This is a genomic window from Dactylosporangium sp. CA-052675 (assembly GCF_050947935.1).
Taxonomy (GTDB): Bacteria; Actinomycetota; Actinomycetes; order Mycobacteriales; family Micromonosporaceae; genus Dactylosporangium.
In genome coordinates this window covers 425663-438873 of record NZ_CP192010.1, presented here as the reverse complement: position 1 = coordinate 438873, position 13211 = coordinate 425663, and the positions used below count along the sequence as shown (strand labels likewise).

At 71.9% G+C, this 13211-nt stretch carries 13 protein-coding genes; 8 read left to right on the top strand and 5 right to left on the bottom strand.

Translation table 11 applies throughout. The features are described from left to right. Positions 1-44: 44 nt before the first annotated feature. The 4 genes from ACQP1P_RS01975 (at position 45) to ACQP1P_RS01960 (ending at position 4952) form a co-directional block, all read left to right on the top strand. On the top strand, positions 45-2504 hold the full coding sequence (locus ACQP1P_RS01975) for a DUF2334 domain-containing protein (protein WP_433082519.1): 2460 nt from the start codon (positions 45-47) through the stop codon (positions 2502-2504). Positions 2505-2608: 104 nt separating this feature from the next. Continuing rightward, on the top strand, positions 2609-3142 hold the full coding sequence (locus tag ACQP1P_RS01970) for a SigE family RNA polymerase sigma factor (RefSeq protein ID WP_433082517.1): 534 nt from the start codon (positions 2609-2611) through the stop codon (positions 3140-3142). A gap of 8 nt (positions 3143-3150) precedes the next feature. Next, entirely contained in the window at positions 3151-4248 is a 1098-nt protein-coding gene (locus ACQP1P_RS01965) for a hypothetical protein (protein WP_433082515.1), read from the top strand. A 188-nt stretch (positions 4249-4436) separates the two neighbouring features. Next, positions 4437-4952, top strand: a complete 516-nt coding sequence (locus ACQP1P_RS01960; protein WP_433082513.1) for a hypothetical protein — start codon at positions 4437-4439, stop codon at positions 4950-4952. A gap of 17 nt (positions 4953-4969) precedes the next feature. On the opposite strand, the gene ACQP1P_RS01955 is transcribed toward ACQP1P_RS01960, so the two are convergent. From ACQP1P_RS01955 to ACQP1P_RS01940, 4 genes are all read right to left on the bottom strand, one after another. Next, positions 4970-6160, bottom strand: coding sequence for an MFS transporter (locus tag ACQP1P_RS01955; protein WP_433082511.1), 1191 nt, complete (start codon positions 6158-6160; stop codon positions 4970-4972). Further along, positions 6157-6702, bottom strand: a complete 546-nt coding sequence (locus ACQP1P_RS01950; protein ID WP_433082509.1) for a TetR/AcrR family transcriptional regulator — start codon at positions 6700-6702, stop codon at positions 6157-6159. The genes ACQP1P_RS01955 and ACQP1P_RS01950 overlap by 4 nt, the downstream gene beginning before the upstream one ends. A gap of 1 nt (position 6703) precedes the next feature. Then, the gene (locus ACQP1P_RS01945) at positions 6704-7261 is read right to left on the bottom strand and encodes a sugar O-acetyltransferase (RefSeq protein WP_433082507.1); all 558 of its coding nucleotides are present in this window, start codon (positions 7259-7261) and stop codon (positions 6704-6706) included. Between the two features lie 118 nt (positions 7262-7379). Next, on the bottom strand, positions 7380-8219 hold the full coding sequence (locus ACQP1P_RS01940) for a helix-turn-helix transcriptional regulator (RefSeq protein WP_433082505.1): 840 nt from the start codon (positions 8217-8219) through the stop codon (positions 7380-7382). A gap of 102 nt (positions 8220-8321) precedes the next feature. On the opposite strand from ACQP1P_RS01940, the gene ACQP1P_RS01935 reads away from it, so the two are divergent. Then, entirely contained in the window at positions 8322-9314 is a 993-nt protein-coding gene (locus ACQP1P_RS01935) for an aldo/keto reductase (RefSeq protein WP_433082503.1), read from the top strand. A gap of 43 nt (positions 9315-9357) precedes the next feature. Here ACQP1P_RS01935 and ACQP1P_RS01930 read toward each other — a convergent pair whose 3' ends face one another. Further along, on the bottom strand, positions 9358-10581 hold the full coding sequence (locus ACQP1P_RS01930) for an MFS transporter (protein WP_433082501.1): 1224 nt from the start codon (positions 10579-10581) through the stop codon (positions 9358-9360). A gap of 154 nt (positions 10582-10735) precedes the next feature. Between ACQP1P_RS01930 and ACQP1P_RS01925 the strand changes: the two genes are divergently transcribed. The 3 genes from ACQP1P_RS01925 to ACQP1P_RS01915 all read left to right on the top strand — a co-directional run bounded on the left by ACQP1P_RS01925 (position 10736) and on the right by ACQP1P_RS01915 (position 13209). Continuing rightward, complete coding sequence (locus ACQP1P_RS01925; protein ID WP_433082499.1) at positions 10736-12424, top strand: glycoside hydrolase family 64 protein; 1689 nt, start codon at positions 10736-10738, stop codon at positions 12422-12424. A gap of 7 nt (positions 12425-12431) precedes the next feature. Continuing rightward, complete coding sequence (gene rnhA / locus ACQP1P_RS01920) at positions 12432-12884, top strand: ribonuclease HI (protein WP_433082497.1); 453 nt, start codon at positions 12432-12434, stop codon at positions 12882-12884. Between the two features lie 106 nt (positions 12885-12990). Then, entirely contained in the window at positions 12991-13209 is a 219-nt protein-coding gene (locus ACQP1P_RS01915; protein ID WP_433082495.1) for a hypothetical protein, read from the top strand. Positions 13210-13211 lie beyond the last annotated feature (2 nt).

Sequence of the window (13211 nt, the reverse complement as noted above, 5' to 3'; positions counted from 1 at the left end):
GGGGCCCCTCCATCTAGCCAGAAAGGCGAACCGTGCGGATTTCGGTGAAGCTGGTGGGGTCGGCGATCGTCGGCACCCTCGCCGCGAGCGGGCTCGGGACGGTGGCACACGCCGCGGCCCCGGGCATCGCGGCGGTCACCCCGAAGGGCGGCAGCACGGGGGTCGTGACCTCCGTCAAGCCGACCGTGACGTTCAACGACGCGACCGACCCGGCCTCGTTGCGGTACTCGTTCGTCAAGACCGCCGGCGGCGCGGCCGTGGCGTCCTACTACACGTACGACGCCCCGACGCACACCTTCACGCTCGTCCCGCGCACGGCGCTCGCCGACTCCACGCGGTACACGATCACGGTGAAGGTGAAGGGCACCTCCGGCGTGCTGAGCGACCAGTACGTGTGGTCGTTCACGACCGGCGTCACCGACCGCACCGCCCCGACGGCCCCGGGCGCGCCCAGCGTGACCGACGTGACCACGACGGCCGCGACCGTGAGCTGGGCGGCCTCCACCGACGACACCGGCGTCACCGAGTATCGGCTCTTCGACGGGGCGGCCACGGCGCCGATCGCCACGCTGACCGGCAACCCGCCCGCGACCACCACGACGCTGTCCGGCCTCACGCCCGCGACCGCGCACTCGATCACGGTGAAGGCCGTCGACGCCGCCGGCAACGTCTCGCCGGCCGGCGCCGCGGCAACGTTCACCACCCTGACCCCGCCGCCCCCGCCGGACGTGACGCCGCCGAGCACCCCGGGCGCGCCGGTGGTGGGCGAGCTGACCCCGACCGGCGTGGCGCTGTCGTGGGCGGCGTCCACCGACGACCGGGGCGTGGTGTCGTACCGCATCACCGGCGGCCCCGCCGTGCAGAGCGTCACCGCGACGAGCGCGACGATCACTGGCCTGACCGCGAAGACCTCCTACTCGTTCACCGTCGAGGCCCTCGACGCGGCCGGCAACGTCTCCGCCGCCTCACCCGCGACCGTCGTGACGACCCCGGCCGCGCCGCTGGTCAACGCGCGCGACGGCGCCGGCATCCCGGGCGCGACCGGCCGGACCCTGGTGCTCTACGACACCACGGGCCCCTACGGCTTCCTCGGCGAGCAGTACGCCATCGCGACCGCGCAGCTGGCCTCGCACTTCGGTGACTGGACGGCCCAGCCCGTCGTGGACTACTCGGCCGGCGAGCTCGACGCGTACCAGGCCGTCATCTACATGGGCTCGACCTACGACGAGCCGATCCCGGCCGCCTTCCTCGACGACGTGACGGCCACGAGCAAGCCGGTCGTCTGGGTGTACGACAACATCTGGCAGCTGACCGCGCGCGACCCGAACTTCGCCGCCAACCGCGGCTTCACCTGGACGCAGTTCGACGTCTCGGCGGTGTCGAAGGTCAACTACGAGGGCCGGACGTTCACCCGCGACCCGCAGAACATGGCGGGCATCATGGGTACGACGATCTACGACACCACCAAGGCCGGCTCGATCGGCACCGCGGTGCGCGACACCGACGGCTCGGCGTTCGACTGGGGCGTGCGGGCCGGCAACTTCACCTACCTCGGCGAGGTCCCGTACGCGTACATGGCCACCAACGACCGGTACGTCGCCTTCGCCGCGCTGCTGGAGCAGACCCTGTCCAGCTCGACGGTCGAGCGGCACCGGGCCCTGGTGCGCATCGAGGACGTCGGCCCGGACGCGGACCCGGCCGAGCTCAACGCGATCACCACCTACCTGTCGAGCCGGAACGTGCCGTTCACGGTCGCGGTGTACCCGCGCTACGTGGACGCCAAGGGCGCGAACAACAACGGCGTGCCCGAGAGCTACACCCTCGCGGACCGGCCGCAGGTGGTCGCGGCGCTGAAGAACATGCAGGCGCACGGGGGCATGCTGCTGATGCACGGGTACACGCACCAGTACGCGGCCAAGGACAACCCCTACAACGGCGTGAGCGCGGACGACTTCGAGTTCTACCAGGCCCACGTGGACCCGGCCACGAACAACGTCATCTACGACGGCCCGGTCACCGAGGACTCGCAGGCCTGGGCGCAGTCGCGCATCGACGCCTCGTTCCAGGCGTTCGCGGCGGCCGGCCTGGGCAGGCCGACGATCTTCGAGTTCCCGCACTACGCCGGCTCCGACCCGGACAACCGCGCGGTCGCGGCGACGTTCTCGACGCGCTACGACCGGGGGCTGTACCCGTCCGGCGCGCTGCGCGGCGCGACGGTGGACAACTCGCGGATCATCGGGCAGTTCTTCCCGTACACGGTGCGTGACATCTACGGCGTGCTGACGTACCCGGAGAACCTGGGCAACATCGAGCTGGAGCCGTACAACAACCACCCGGCGATGCTGCCGGCCGACCTGGTCGCGTCGGCCCAGCTCAACACCGCGGTCAAGGACGGGGTGGCGAGCTTCTTCTTCCACCCGTACGTGGACGTCAGCTACCTGAAGGCGACCGTCGAGGGCATCCAGGCGGCCGGCTACACCTTCGTCCCGGCGTCATCGATGTAACACCGTGCGGCAGGGTTGGGGCGGTCCCGAGAATTTCGGCGAAAGCTGAAACGGGGCCGCCCCTTCCGGCCGTCTAGCTCTCGCGACGATTGGAGCACTGACTGGTGAACCGCGACGACGAGGTGGCGTACCGGGAGTTCGTGACCGTGCAGATGGATCAGCTGCGCGGGCTGGCGTACCTCACCTGCGGAGACTGGCAGCTGGCCGAGGACGCCGTGTGCACGGCCCTGGCGAAGCTGTACGCCCGCTGGCACAAGGTCGACCGGCCGGAGAGCTACGCCCGCACGATGGTGGTGCGGGCGGCGGTCGACGAGGTCCGGCGGCCGTGGTGGCGTCGCGAGCAGGCGGTGGGCGACGCCATGCCCGAGCCCGCCGTGCGCGACGGCACGCCGGACGTCATCGATCGGGTCACGGTCCTCGACGCGCTGCGCACCCTGCCGGTGCACCAGCGCGCGGTGCTGGTGCTGCGGTACCTCGAGGGCCGGACCGTGCAGGAGACCGCCGAGGCGCTGCGGTGCCCCGAGGGAACCGTCAAGACCCACACGGCGCGCGGCCTGGCCAAGCTGCGCGAGCGGCTCGACGTCGCCGAACCCCTGGGCACCATCGCGGGATCCGGACATATCGAGAGGGCGTCATGACCCAGAACATGCAGGACTTGCTAACGCAGGCGCGCACCGACGCCCTGGCCGAGGCGCCGCCCATGCGCCGCGAGGTCGAGGACTTCGTGACCGCGGGCAAGCGGCGCCGCACCCGGCACCGTCTGCTCCAGGGAGGCGGCGGAGCGGCTGCTCTGCTCATCGGCCTGGCGCTGGTGCCCGCGCTGTCGTCCCCGTCCCCGGCGCCGGCCCCCGCCTCCGTCGCGGCCCCCGTGTCGTATCCGGACAGCGGCTGGACCTACGGGTTCAAGGGCTACCGGACCGGCGACTTCACGGTCACCGCGCCGGAGCACATCACGCCGGGCTACCAGGAGCTCTACGTGCAGCGCGGCAAGGAGGTGTCCAAGCTGTACGGCGGCAGCGGCGGCGACGTGGTCGCGTCCTCCCCGCTCTACAGCGCGAACATCACCGTGTACCGCCCCGGCGTCTTCCAGCCTTCGCGCTTCACCGGCGGCGAGGCGGTCACGGTCAAGGGCCGGCCGGGGCTGTTCAAGCAGAGCCTCAAGTACATCGACTCCTCCGACCTGGCGCCGGGCGTGGCGCTCGCGTGGCAGTACGCCGACAACGCGTGGGCGGTCGTGAGCTCGGTGGTGCAGGGCGAGTACGACAAGGCCGAGCTGCTCCAGCTCGCCTCGGGCCTCGCGCCCTCGGCGGCGACCCCCGCGACCGTGGCCATCAAGGCTTCCTTCGTGCCGGCCGGGTACACGCTGGTCTCCGCCGGCCGCACCGACGACTTTCCGAGCGGCGCCTCCTACATGGCGGCGAGCATCCGCCTGAGCCGGACCGTCCCGTCGTATGCGTCCCTGACGGAGCCGATCGACGCCTCGACGGGCCACGGCCCGACGGTGCGCATCGCCCTGTACCCGGTCGAGTTCACCGACTCCACGCACCGCAAGCCGGGCGGCGCGTCCTTCTGCAACTCCGGCAACGCGAACCTGTGCTTCCGGATGACCGCCGGCGGCCGGTACCTGGCCGAGATCTACGCCGACGGCGGCGCCGCGATCCCGCAGTCCGACCTGCTCAAGACCCTCGACGGCCTGCAGTTCGCGGACCCGAAGCGGCCTTCGACCTGGTTCCCGATCGCCTGAGCCGCGGCTGCTACGGACCCGGCACCCGTTGGGGTGCCGGGTCGCGTTCGCGTCAGTGCCGGGTCGTTCGCGTCAGTGCCGGGTCTTTCGCGTGCTTTGCGGGCGCATCGGGGGACAGATCTGCACCCTTTTCGCACCTAGCCTGGTTTTGTACCGATCACCTGGCGGAGCAGAAGCGGGGTTGCCCAGTGGCCACGATCGTCGACAAGCCCTCGAGCACGACCACTCCCACCGCACCGGCTCCCCGCCGGGGCCGGCTCGCCCTGGCCGGCGTGGCCCTGGCCGCCGTGGCGGGCGTCGCGGGCTGGCAGGCACCGACCGCGATCGCGGCGCTGACGAAGCCGCCGTACCTCGGCGAGAACGCGGACCAGGTGGCCACGAAGCTGGCGTGCACCGGCTACACCCGGTCGGCGAAGCACGACAACGCCGTCTACGACTACCGCGACCAGGGCACCTGCACCTTGAACGGCGTGGTCGTGACGATCACGACCTTCGACACCGTCGCGGACGGCCGGACCTTCGACGCCGTGATGTCGGCGGTGATCCCGGTGCTGCACCCGACGTGGTCCGGCGCGTCGTACGCCTCGGGCGACGGCTGGAACGTGGCCGACACGCGTAACCTGACGCCGGAGATCGCCACGGAGGTCGTGACGCGCCTCGGCACCGGCGCGACACACGTCATCCCCGCGGGCGCCTCCTCCTGACCCACGTGCCGCCGGGGTTACTCGGTGGTCGCGGGCAAGGGGCGGACGGCGCTCGCGACGAGGGACGCGACCGCCATGAGGACCGCCACCGCTACCAGCGCCCGCACCACCGTGATGTGGTCGCCCAGGAAGCCGATCAGCGGCGGGCCGCCCAGGAAGGCGCAGTACCCGATCGACGCGACCACGCTCACCCTCGGCGCCGCGAAGGCCGGGTCGTCCGAGGCCGCGCTCATCCCCACCGGGAAGCCGAGCGACGTCCCCACGCCCCAGAGCAGGGCGCCCACGAAGGCCAGCGGCGTGTTCGGGCCGAAGACGAACAGCAGCAGCCCGGCGACGGTCAGCACGGCGAGGGCGCGGACCACCGGCACGCGGCCGTAGCGGTCCAGCAGGTTCGGGCCGAACCAGCGGCCGGTCGTCATCGCGGCCAGGAACACCGCGAACGCCAGGGTCCCCACCGCCGCCGGGGCGTGGTAGCCGTCGATGACCGCGATGCCGATCCAGTCGATGCCGGTGCCCTCGGCGAAGGCGAAGGCGAGCACGAAGACGCCGACGAGCAGGGTGCGCGGCTCGCGCCAGAAGCGCAGCGTGTGCGCCAGCCCGCCCTCCGCGGGCGCGTCCGGGGAGGCGCCGTCGGGCATGAAGTTGCGCACCGCGTACGCGGTGCTCGCGCCGACCACGAGGGCCGTCAGGGACAGGTGCAGCGTCACCGGTACGTGCATGGCGACCATGGCCGCGCCGAGGAGGGCGCCGGCGACGGTACCGACGCTGAAACCGGCGTGGAAGCGGGCCATGATCGAACGGCCCACCGCGCGTTCGACCACCGCGCCCTGCACGTTCATGGCGACGTCCCAGGCGCCGTTGGCGAAGCCGAACAGCAGCAGGCTCAGCACCACGGGCACCACGCCGAAGTGGTAGCCCGACGCGGCGCCGGCCAGGGCGAGCGTCAGCAGCAGCGCCATCGTCGCCACGGTCTTGCGCGAGCCGAAGCGGGCGACGATGTGGCCGGACGCGAGCAGCGAGACGATCGAGCCGGCCGCGATCGAGAGCAGGACGAGGCCGAGCTTCGAGGGCTCGAGGTGCAGGGCGTCGCGGATCTGCGGGATGCGCGAGGCCCAGCTGGCCATGGCCACGCCGGACCAGATGAACGCGGCGTAGGTGGCCCGGGTGGCGGGGCGGGGGTCGGCGGTGACGGGGGCGGAGAGGGTCATGGAGTTCCGATCGTTCGGTCGACGACGGCGCGGATGTCCTGGCGGGACACCGGCCCGGTCGACAGGGTCTTGTGCATGACCAGGCCCTCGATCAGGGCGTCGATGCCCCGGGCCGTGGTCGGGTCGACGAACCGCTCGAGCACGGCCCGGCTGGCGCGCATCCAGGTCTCGGTGATCTCGCGCAGGGCGGGCTCGCGCAGGGCGGCGAGATACAGCTCATAGGCGACCGCCCAGTCCGACGCGTCCGCGCCGGCGTCGCCCTCGATGAGGTCGGTGACCGCTTCGACCAGGGCTTCACGGGTGTGTACGTCGCGAAAGTGCGCCTCGTAGATGGCCGACATGCGCTCGGCGTGGCGGCGGAACGCCTGGCAACGCAGGTCCTCGAGGCTCGTGAAGTGGTACGTCAGCGACCCCAGCGGCACGTCGGCCGCCTTGGCGATGAGGCGGTGGGTCGTGCCCGCGACCCCGTGCTCGGCAATGACCGCGACGGCCGCGTCGATGATGCGGTCCTTGCGGTCGGGATCGTGGCGCCGGACGGACATCTCAGATCTCGCGGATGACCCGGGCCGGGTTGCCGACGGCGACGACGTTGGCGGGCAGGTCCTTGACCACGACCGCACCCGCGCCGACGACGGTGTTCGCGCCGATGGTGACGCCCGGGCAGACGATGACCCCGCCGCCGAGCCAGACGTTGTCGCCGATGGTGATCGGCGAGGCGGCCTCCCACTTGGCCCGCCGCGCCTCGGGCTCGACCGGGTGCCAGGCGGTGAGCAGCTGCACGTTCGAGGCGATCTGCACGTCGTCGCCGATCGTCACCCGGGCCACGTCGAGGCAGACGAGTCCGAAGTTGACGAAGGTCCGCGCGCCGATGAAGGTCTGGTACCCGTAGTCGAACCGCACCGGCGTGCGGAGATCGGTCTGCGCGCCGAGCCCGCCGAGGAGCTCGGTGAGCAGCTCGCGCCTGGTCGCCACCTCGGCGGCGGGCAGCGCGTTGATGCGGTGGGTCAGGTCCTGCGCGCGCAGGTAGTCCCGGGTGACCTCCTCGTCCGCGATGTACAGCTCCCCGTCCAGCATGCGCTGGCGCATGGACTTCTCGGTCATGCGTAGAACGTACGCGAGATGTGTACGTCTGTACACAAGCGCCGGCCTGACGACTGGATATGCCGCCGGCCGGGGTATAAATCCGAAAAGTCGCGGCGCGGAGCGCCCGACTTTTCGATCAAGCGTCCGTGAACGTCTCGGTGCCGAGGACGCGCAGCAGCTCCAGGCGCTCCCGGGCGTCGGCGTTCGCCGGCGTCAGCACCAGCAGCTGCTGCCCCAGGTCCGGGGTCACCAGCGTCTCGCAGTCCAGCGTGATCGGGCCCACCCGCGGGTTGACCAGCGTCTTGCGGTCGGCCCGGCGCACCGCCACCGCGTGCTCCTCCCACAGCGCGCGGAAGTGCTCGCTCTCGGACCGCAGCCGCTCCACGAGCTCGGTCACGTCCGCGTCGCCGGCCCGGCGGCCGGCCACGGCGCGCAGGTCGGCGACGTGCTGGCGGGACTGGCGGTCCTGGTCGTCCTCCGGGTGGACGGCGCGGGCCTCGGGCTCGGTGAACCAGCGGTAGATCGCGTAGCGGCGCAGGCCGGTGAAGCGGGTCAGGTCGCCGGAGAGCAGCAGTGCGGCCCGGTTCTGGGCCAGGATCTCCCCGAGGTCGGACATGACCAGCGCCGGGGTGTCGGCCAGCAGGTCGAGCATGCGCAGGAGGCCGGCCCGGGCCAGCCGCGCCACGCCCTCGGCCGGGGGCGGGCGGTGCCCGGCGAGGTGGAAGAGGTGGGTGCGCTCGTCGTCGCTGAGGCGCAGCGCCCGCGCCAGGGCGGCCAGCAGCTGCGTCGACGGCTGGCTGCTGCGGCCCTGTTCGAGGCGCACCACGTAGTCGACGGACATGCCGGCGAGCATCGCGACCTCCTCGCGGCGCAGGCCCGCGGTGCGGCGGCGGGGGCCGTCGGTCAGGCCCACGTCGGCCGGGTGGATGGCCTCGCGGCGCCGGCGCAGGAAGTCGGCGAGCTGCTCACGCTGCATGTGCTCCATGGTGCCCCTTCGCGCCGGCGCAGCCAGGGAGCGTCGCTCCCACGATGCACGCTCCGCTGCCGGGGAGCCGGGATCGGTGGCATCGTCGCAACCATGCAGACACGACAGTTGGGAACGGCCGGGCCGGTGGTCTCGGCGCTCGGGCTCGGGGCGATGGGGCTGTCCGGCGAGGCGTACGGGGCCAGCGACCGCGGCGAGAGCATCGCCACGGTGCACGCGGCGCTCGACGCCGGCATCACGCTCATCGACACCGGGGACTTCTACGGCATGGGCGCCAACGAGCTGCTGCTCGCCGAGGCGCTGCGCGGGCGGCCGCGGGACAGCTATGTGCTCAGCGTGAAGTTCGGGCAGATGCGCGGGCCCGGGCCGGTGTTCGGGCCGCAGGACAACCGGCCCGAGGCGGTCAAGAACTTCCTCGCGTACTCCCTCAGCCGCCTCGGCGTCGAGTACGTCGACGTGTACCGCCCCGCGCGGCTCGACCCCGCGGTGCCGATCGAGGACACCGTGGGCGCGATCAAGGAGATGGTCGAGGCCGGGTACGTGCGGCACCTCGGGCTCTCCGAGGTCGGGGCCGAGACCGTCCGCCGCGCGCATGCGGTGCACCCCGTCGCCGACCTGCAGATCGAGTACTCCCTGCTGTCCCGCGCGGTCGAGGCCGAGGTGCTGCCGGTGCTGCGCGAGCTCGGGATCGGGATGACGGCGTACGGCGTGCTGGCCCGCGGGCTCATCTCCGGCCACTGGAGCGCGGGGCGCCCCGCGGAGCCCGGGGACTTCCGCGTCCACACCCCGCGCTTCGCGCCCGGCAACGTCGAGCACAACCTCGGGCTGGTCGAGGCGCTGCGCCGGGTCGCCGCGGCCAAGGGGTGCACGGTCGCCCAGCTCGCCATCGCCTGGGTCGCCGCGCAGGGGCCGGACATCGTGCCGCTGGTCGGCGCCCGCACCCGCGAGCGCCTCTCGGAGGCGCTGGCCGACGTGTCGTTGTCCGCCGCCGACCTCGCCGAGATCGAACGGGCGGTCCCGGCCGGCTCGGCCCGCGGCGACCGGTATCCGACGGCGTTCATGGACAGCCTGGGAGTCGGCAACTGATTGCGCCACCCTCGGACGTCGGGATTCCTGGCGGGAGCGACGGTCAGATACTGACGCGGCCCGAGCCATGAGGCTCTTCGGTCTGTGTCTCATGTGGACGGTTCTTGAGCGCCCACTCGACCGTCGGGGGCATGGCCGCACCGGCGAGCGCGAAGGCGACGGCGAGCAGGAGCCAGCCCGGGTCGCCCCAGCCGAGGGCCAGCGTCGTGACGACGATCGGGGCCAGCATCTGGCCGAGCTGCATGCCGATGGCGTACGCGCCCTGGTACTGCCCGTGCTTGTCCGACGGTGACAGCCCGAACGAGATGCCCCAGCCCGACGCCGAGTGCCACAGCTCGCCCACCACGTGGACCAGCGCGCCCGCCATCAGCAGGGCGATCGTGACCGCGTGGTGGGCGTGGCCCGACAGCGCGTAGAGGCCGCACGCGACCAGCAGGGTCAGGCCGGCGCGACGGGCGGCCCGGGCGGCGCCCCGCGGCTCGTCGGTGCCGCGGGCCGCCCGCACCTGCAGGAGCACGACCGCCGTGGTGTTGGTCAGGTACACCGCCGCGACCAGCCACTCCGGGGCGTCGGTGCGGTGCGCGATCCACAGCGGCAGCCCGACCTCGAACAGCCCGAAGTGCGTCGAGAGCAGGCCGTCGAGCAGGACGAACACGAGGAACGGCCGGTCGCGCAGGGCGACCAGGCGCGGGGCGCCCGGGGTATGGACCTGGCGCGGAATGGGCGCGAGGCGGCTCGCCAGGGCCGCGGCGACCAGGTACGTGAGCGCGTCGCCGAGGATGAGCACGACGTAGGCCGCGCGGGTGTCCATCGCCAGGGCCACGCCGGCCAGGGCCGAGCCGATCGCGATGCCTACGTTGGTGACCGAGCGCAGGTACGCACGGGTGCGGACGCGCTCCTCCGGCGGGACCGCCCCGCCGATGACGGCCCCCCTGGCGGCGCGCTGGGCGGCGTCGGCGATCGCGAGCGGGGCGCCGATCAGCAGGTACACCCACACGCTGTGCACCAGCGCGAACGCGGCGGTGCCGAGCGCCTGGGCGAGCAGGCCGGCGACGTAGACCTCCCGCGCGCCGAGCCGGTCGGCGACGTAGCCCATCGGGGCGCTCGCCACCATGCACACCAGGCCGGTCGCGGTCAGGGCCAGGCCCGTCTGCGCGATCGACAGGCCCGCGAACCGGGTCAGGTACAGCGCGCTCGACACCATCCACAGGCCGTTGCCGGTGGTGTTGACGAGCGAGATGAGCGAGAGCAACCGCAGCGGTGGCATGGCGACACTCTAACAAGACGTACGTACGGTTTGCTATACCCGTCAATCTCAACGCGCCCTTAACAGATCGTTGGGTCTTGTTGGTGTCCGTTGACACCCGTTCGCGCCGCCCCGGAAGCTGAGAGCGCTCTCACGATCTGACCTAGGAGTTCCCGTGCGATTGAGGACGAAGCTGCTCGGCGCCGCGGCCGTGGTCGCCGCCGCGATACCCGTGGCCATCGCCGCCCTGCCCTCGGCCCAGGCGGCCGGACCGTCGCTCCTGCCGTTCACCGTCACGAACTCGACCGGGCGCGGGGACGCGGTCTACCTGTACGTGCTCGGCACCAACCTCAGCACCGGCAAGCTCGGGTACGTCTCCGCCAACGGGACGTTCACCCAGTGGTCCTCCGGCACCAACCCGCCCATGCCCGCCCCGGACGTGTCGATCCCCGGCCCGGCCAACGGCGGCAGCAAGACGATCCAGCTGCCCAAGAACCTCTCCGGCCGCGTCTACATGTCGCTGGGCGAGCGGCTCAAGTTCTTCCTGACCCCCGACGGGCTGGTCCAGCCGGCGCCGTGGGCCTCGGGCGACCCGAACCACGACATCCTGTTCGACTGGAGCGAGTTCACGTACAACGACGCCGGGCTGTGGCTCAACAGCTCGCAGGTCGACATGTTCGCGGTGCCGCACGCGGTCAGCGTCACCGGCGCGAACGGCGCGACCTCGACGACCGGCGCGCTCAAGGCCGACGGGCGCCAGAACGTCATCAACCAGATCAAGGCCCAGGCCGGCTGGGGCAACACCGTGGTGACCCGCTCGGACGGCACGGTGCTGCGGGTGCTCGCGCCCGGCAAGGCGGCCGACGCCGGGCTGTTCAGCGCGACGTACCTCGACCCGTACATCGCCAACGCCTGGAACGCGTACACCACCAAGACGCTCACCGTGGTGCCCTTCACCGACCAGCCGAACATCAAGTACTTCGGCCGCACCAACGGCACCGTGATGACCTTCACGAACGCCTCCGGCCAGCAGGTCGCCTCGTTCAACCGGCCCTCCACCGCCAACGTGTGGGGCTGCGACGGGGCCCTCGGCGCGCCCAACGACCAGGTCGTCGGGCCGATCGCGCGCACCCTCTGCGCGGCGCTGCACCGCAGCACGCTCGGCACCATCGACACCCAGCCGGGCGGGACCGCGGCCGACTTCTACAAGAGCGCGCTCACGGACCACTACTCGCGGATCGTGCACGCGAACATGGCCGACGGCCGGGCGTACGGTTTCGCCTTCGACGACGTGCAGAACCAGGAGTCGCTCGTGCACGACGGCGACCCGCGCGCGGCCGGCATCACGCTCTCGCCCTTCACCGGCGGCGGGAACACCGGCGGCAACACGGGCGGCAACACGGGCGGCGGCAGCACGGGCGGCGGCGGGAACACCGGCGGCGCCACCACCCCGCCGCCCACCGGCGGTGGCACCAGCAGCTCGGTGAAGTCGATCGCCAGCAACTGGAACAACAAATGCATCGACGTGCCGAACTGGAACTTCTCCGACGGCCAGCGCCTGATCGTGTGGAACTGCACGGGCGGCACCAACCAGCGGTGGAACTTCGTCGACGGCACGCTGCGCACCGAGAACGGCAAGTGCATGGACGTCGCCTGGGGCTCCTCGGCCAACGGCACCGCGATCCAGATCGCCAACTGCTCCGGCAACGCGGCCCAGAAGTTCGTGCTCAGCGCCGCCGGCGACCTGGTGAACCCGCAGGCGAACAAGTGCGTCGACATCAAGGACTGGAACCCGAACAACGACGCGCTGCTGCAGCTGTGGGACTGTGCCGGCACGGCGAACCAGAAGTGGCACACGGTCTAATACCCATGTGACCCACGTCGAGATCTACACGGACGGCGCCTGCAGCGGAAACCCGGGACCGGGGGGCTGGGGCGCCGTCCTGCGCTACGGCACCGTCGAGAAGGAGCTGTGCGGCGGGGAGGCGACGGCGACCACGAACAACCGCATGGAGCTCACCGCGCCGATCCGCGCGCTGGAGAGCCTGACCCGGCCCGTGGTCGTGCACCTCTACACCGACAGCTCCTACGTGCGCAACGGCATCACCGCCTGGGTGTCCCGCTGGAAGCGCAACGGCTGGCAGACGAGCGACCGGCAGCCGGTCAAGAACGTCGACCTCTGGCAGGAGCTCGACGCGCTCGTCGCCAAGCATCAGGTCGAGTGGCACTGGGTCAAGGGCCACAACGGGCACCCGGAGAACGAGCGGGCCGACCGCCTGGCCGCCAAGGGTCTGCGTTTGGCCACCGGTCGTCCTGCTCGGTAGTGCCGCGTTCACGCTCGGTGCGATTGCCCGCATCTGGGTGGCCTGGCGGGAGGTTGCACCGCTCCGACGCATTCCGCCCGGAAGCGCGGCACGGTACGGTCGACGGGTGAAGGTCGAGCGGCACTGGTGGAACGGCGTCAACGGTCCGCGTGGTCGCCGCGACGTATATCTGAGCACCGACGGGACCCAGTGGGAGGTCCTGGCGCAGACCGGCGGCGCCTCCGGCCCGTCGAAGACCCACAACTGCCCGAGCCGGGCGGCGGCGGAGATCCTCGCCAACGCCTGGATGGGCGGCCGCCCCGAGTGGCGCGAGCTAGCGGCCTGAGC